Origin of the sequence: Limnohabitans sp., assembly GCF_044361985.1 — a bacterium.
Classification (GTDB): domain Bacteria; phylum Pseudomonadota; class Gammaproteobacteria; order Burkholderiales; family Burkholderiaceae_C; genus Limnohabitans_A.
Window position 1 is genome coordinate 1 of sequence record NZ_JBIKHV010000153.1, and the last position, 3792, is coordinate 3792.

At 61.4% G+C, this 3792-nt stretch carries 2 protein-coding genes; both read right to left on the reverse strand.

Annotated elements, in window-relative coordinates; translation table 11 throughout:
- Positions 1-1137 (reverse strand): SWIM zinc finger domain-containing protein (locus ACIQ3A_RS14240; RefSeq protein ID WP_396432385.1); only part of this gene is annotated, 1137 nt, incomplete at its 3' end.
- A 12-nt stretch (positions 1138-1149) separates the two neighbouring features.
- On the reverse strand, positions 1150-3792 hold a 2643-nt coding region (gene purL, locus ACIQ3A_RS14245; protein WP_396432386.1), incomplete at its 5' end, for a phosphoribosylformylglycinamidine synthase.

Consider the following 3792-nt stretch of genomic DNA (forward strand, 5'->3'; position numbering starts at 1 on the left):
CATTTTTTGAATCACAGGCGGCAAAGGCACCGGGCCTAAACGCTCGAGCAACTGGTTTTGAAACTTGAAGGCCACGCTTTCAGGCACCACAGGCGAGTTGGACAAGACTTGCAACTCATTGGCGCTCAGCCCCTGCGCATCGAGCGGTCCACAAAGGCCCTGGACGGTGTCCATGAACAAAGGCGGCTGGTTCAGGCCATAGAACAAACCCGGGCGCTGTGGCTGCATGCTCAGCTGCCAGCCATCGGGCAGGTGGTCCTGGCCCTTGACTTCAAGCCAAACACCCACCAAGGCTTCGGGCGCATCCTGCCATCGCAAAGCGATGCCCTCGCCCGACAGCAGTCGCCCTGTCTGGCTGCAAAGCTGCAGCAACAAGTGACCCGGCATGCCATGTAACTTGACTTCACTTTGGAAGCCATAAGCGCTGAAGCTGCTGGCCGCGGGACAAGCCTTCATGAGGTCAAAAATGTCGCGGTCTAAAGGGCTGCTGGTTTGCCAGATCGGATCGTGTGGTGAGGGTTCGTTGCTCAACTTTTTGGCTTTGCCCCACTCGCCACTGCGTTTTTGGGTGGCACGCTTGACGGCCAGGTGAAACACCGGCTTGTAGGCCGTTTGCGCCACCGTCAGACTGTAAACAAACTGATCGTGCGTGGCGCCAGGCAAGGCATAAGCGGCCGGGCCGTTGGCATCTTGCAGTCGAATCAGCCAATCGCGTACCTGGTATTCGGCGTGGCTCAAAGCCCGTTCTTTTTCCATCTGAGCACGTTGCGCCAACACCTCTGGCGAAGGGCCATCAGGCCCCCATTCGTTGAGCATGGCCAGGCCCTGCATCGACGCCAAAATACCCAAAGCGGCGCCGTGTTTGCAGTAGCGCCCGACTGGGCAAGTGCAGCCACTGCGCCAGTCGCTCAGGTTGCCGCCTGCACTCACGCGCAGTTCGGCATTGACCGCATAAGGTCGCACATCGTTGCCCTGCACCTGCCCTTGCAAACGCCAAGCGTCACCATCGGGCGTCAACTGCGAGGACAGCACCTTGTTTTGCAGGTAGAGCGTGGTGCCTTTGGCCCACGCACCTTGGTCAAAGTAAAAAGCCAGTTGGGAGGGTGGAAACCACTGGACCGGTGGAGTGGGCTTCATGCGTTCAACACGTCAAGCCACCCACTTGCGGGCGTTTTGCCAGACGCGCAGCCAGGGGCTGTTGGCATGGAGACCGCCCGATTTGCCGAGATCGGTCCAGCTCATCTGCACATTGCGAAAGACCCGCTCGGGGTGCGGCATCATGGCCGTGAAACGCCCATTGGCTGTGGTCACGGCTGTGAGGCCCCCAGCGCTGCCGTTGGGGTTGAATGGGTACTGTTCGGTGGCTGCCCCCAGGTTGTCAACAAAACGCATGGCGCCAATGGCTTGCGCTGGGTTGCCACGGTGCTTGAAGTTGGCAAAACCCTCGCCGTGTGCGACTGCGATCGGCAGGCGACTGCCTGACATGCCTTGCAGGAACAAACTGGGAGATTCAATCACTTCAACCATCGACAGGCGGGCTTCAAAGCGCTCGCTCTGATTGGTCGTAAAACGTGGCCAAGCCTCCGCACCAGGGATGATGTCGGCGAGTTCGGCGAACATCTGGCAACCGTTGCACACCCCCAGACCGAAGGTGTCGCTGCGGCCAAAAAAGCCCTTGAACTGCTCGGAAAGCAGTGGGTTGAAGGTGATGCTGCGCGCCCAGCCAATGCCCGCGCCCAGCGTGTCGCCGTAACTGAAACCGCCGCAAGCCACCAAGCCCTTGAAGTCAGCCAAATTGGCACGGCCCGACTGCAGGTCGGTCATGTGCACGTCGTGCGATTCGAAACCGGCTTTGTGAAAGGCATAGGCCATTTCCACGTGCGAGTTGACACCCTGTTCGCGCAAGATCGCCACTTTGGGACGGGACAGGTTGAGGAACGGCGCGGCCACATTTTCAGCCGGGTCAAAGCTCAACACCACATGCATGCCGGGGTCATCAGCCCGCCCTGCAGCGCTGTGTTCGGCATCCGCGCAAGCCGGGTTGTCGCGCTGCTGGCAGATCTTCCAGCTCACGCTGTCCCAGACCTGGTGCAGGTCTTCCAGCTTGGCTGAAAAGACCTCTTTGGTGTCGCGCCAGACACTCAACTCGCCCACCCCTTTGGTCATGACGGACTGGCTGGTGGGTCGGGTCTTGCCAATTACATGGCTGTGTCTCGACAGCCCGTGCTCGCGCAGGGTCTGAAAAACGGCCGTGCGATCGGCGGTGCGCACCTGGATCACCACGCCCAGCTCTTCGTTGAACAAGGCCTTCAGGGTGAGTTCTTCGCGGCGGGCGCTGACCTGGCCTGCCCAGTTCTTGGCGTCACCGTGGTCGGCACGGCTGTCGGTGATGCCATCGCCTTCGGTGACCAGCATGTCCACGTTGAGCGCCACCCCCACATGCCCGGCAAAAGCCATTTCGGCCACAGTGGCCAGCAAGCCGCCATCACTGCGGTCGTGGTAAGCCAGAATGAGGCCCTCTGCGCGCAAGGCGTTGATGGCCTTCACCAAATTGATCAGGTGTTGCGGTTCATCCAGATCGGGCACTTGGTCACCAAACTGGCCCAGCACCTGGCCGAGCACACTGCCGCCCATGCGGTTTTGCCCCTGGCCCAGATCGATCAGCAGCAAGCTGGTGTCTTCTGTTTGGGCATCCAGCTGAGGGGTCAGGGTGCCGCGCACATCTGACAGGCTGGCAAAGGCCGTGATGACCAGGCTGACGGGCGAGGTCACCTTGCGGGTTTCGACCTCAGACCCTGAAGCGCCCACCGGGGCGGTCCACTGCGTGCGCATCGACAAGCTGTCTTTGCCCACCGGGATCGAGATGTCGAGCGCCGGGCACAGCACCATGCCCACGGCCTTGACGGTTTCGTACAAAGCAGCGTCTTCACCGGGCTCGCCACAAGCAGCCATCCAGTTGGCCGACAGCTTGACGCAAGGCAATTCAATAGGCGCGGCCAGCAAATTGGTGATGGCTTCGGCCACGGCCATTCGGCCTGAAGCGGCGGCATTCAGCGAAGCCAGCGGAGTGCGCTCACCCATGCTCATGGCTTCACCGGCAAAGCCAGCGTAGTCGGCCAGGGTCACCGCCACATCGGCCACAGGCACCTGCCAGGGCCCCACCATCTGATCGCGGTGCGTGAGGCCGCCCACGGCGCGGTCACCGATGGTGATGAGAAAATGCTTAGACGCCACGGTCGGGTGACTCAGCACATCCAGCACGGCTTGCTGCAAGCTCACGCCGGTCAGTTCAATGGCTGGCGATTGGCGCACCACCGTCTGCACGTCACGGTGCATCTTGGGCGGTTTGCCCAGCAGCACATCCATGGGCATGTTGACCGGACTCTCGTTGCCAGCGTCGACCAGCTCCAGCTGGCGCGCTTCGGTGGCCACACCCACCACGGCAAACGGACAGCGCTCACGTTCGCAAAAGGCTTTGAACTGTGCCAGCGATTCTGGCGCGATGGCCATCACGTAGCGTTCCTGGCTCTCGTTGGACCAGATTTCTTTGGGAGAAAGGCCCGACTCTTCCAATGGCACGGCACGCAGGTCAAAGCGCGCGCCCCGGCCTGCGTCGTTGCTCAGCTCGGGGAACGCATTTGACAAACCGCCCGCCCCCACATCGTGGATGGCCAGTATCGGGTTGGCCGCGCCTTGTGCCCAGCAGTGGTTGATGACTTCTTGCGCCCGGCGCTCGATTTCGGGGTTGCCGCGTTGTACCGAGTCGAAGTCCAGTTCGGCCGCATTCGTGCC